Annotated in this window: 1 protein-coding gene; it reads right to left on the minus strand. The window is 75.6% G+C overall.

The window, feature by feature from the left end; all coding sequences use genetic code 11:
- Window positions 1–665: cytochrome P450 family protein (locus DKL51_RS31160; protein WP_498070965.1), on the minus strand; the 665-nt coding region annotated here is incomplete at its 3' end.
- Between the last annotated feature and the right edge of the window lie 571 nt (window positions 666–1,236).

Consider the following 1,236-nt stretch of genomic DNA (forward strand, 5'->3'; position numbering starts at 1 on the left):
GGTACGTCCTCGCCGAGCAGGTCGGGGGTGGGCACCGCCTCCGGCGCGGCGAGGACGTACCGGGCGGCGGCGCCGATCAGCCCCGCCGTGGCGTCGCAGGCCTGGACGAGCAACCCGAGCCGGTTCGCGGCGATCTCGGGCGGTGCCGGCGGTGCCATCGCCAGCAGCGTCTCCACCGCCCGGTCGGCGCGCCTAATCACCGCCGGCTCGGCGCCCGGGTGGTAGGCGGCGGCCACGGCCGCCACCGCCGGCACGGCCGCCGCCGGATCGGCCAGGCCGAGCCATCCCGCCAGCACCTCCACCGGTACGCGTCGAGCCAGCCGCGCCATCACGTCCAGCCGGTCGCCGGCCCGGTCAAGTTCCACCTCGGTACGACGGGCAGCCGCCGCGCGCAGCTCCGCCGGATCGAGGCCGGCCAGCGCGGCGACCCCGATCGCCCGACGGTCGGCGTGCCGGTCCGGGCCGCTGAACCGGCTGACCGTGCCGCGCAGCCAGGCCAGGGTGCCGGGCCGGCCCTCCGGTGCCGAGGGCACCGCGCAGCGAGGGTCGGCCAGCACCGCGCACACGTCGGTGTGCCGGGTGACCGACCAGCCGGTGCCCGGGTGCGAAACGGGTGGTCCACAGGGCGGCGTGTCGGGGGCGGGAGCGATCAGCGGCCAGCTCATCGTCCGACCGTAGGGCCGGATCCCTTCGGCCCCGACCGAACCGTCCCGCGTGGGCGCCGGTGCGCGCGGTGGGCGTACCGGACGGTCGGCGCGGCTTCGTCATCGCCGTCCCGGCCTACTACCACCCAGGCTGACCGCGGTCGAGCGACCACCGTTGGTACGGCCACCTAACTGGCCGCGACATGCTGGCACGCACGCTTTGCTCTGCTGCAGCGGACGCAACAGGCATGCAGGGTGACTGTTGCGTCCCGGGCAGCAGAGCAAAGGGAGAAGTGCACGGTCTGCCGGCTGGGAACGGCATCACGCGGAGTGGCCGCCACCCAGCCCGGGCCAGCCGGGGCCGGGTGGGGTCTCGCCCTCCGGGCAGCGCTGGAGCGCGCCGACAGCTCCGTGCCGCTGTCCTGACAAAGCCGAGCGCTGGCGACCCCGCAAAACCACGGAAGGAGTGGCCTCCGCGCGCCGGAAGGCCACCGTTTCCGTGAAACTGCGGATCGCGCAGCCCGCACGGTCGGTCGCCCGGGCGCGTCGAATGTCCGGTCCCGGTGCGTGGGGTGTCCGGCCCTGGGGTGGA

Source organism: Micromonospora globispora, assembly GCF_003857015.1.
GTDB lineage: Bacteria > Actinomycetota > Actinomycetes > Mycobacteriales > Micromonosporaceae > Micromonospora > Micromonospora globispora.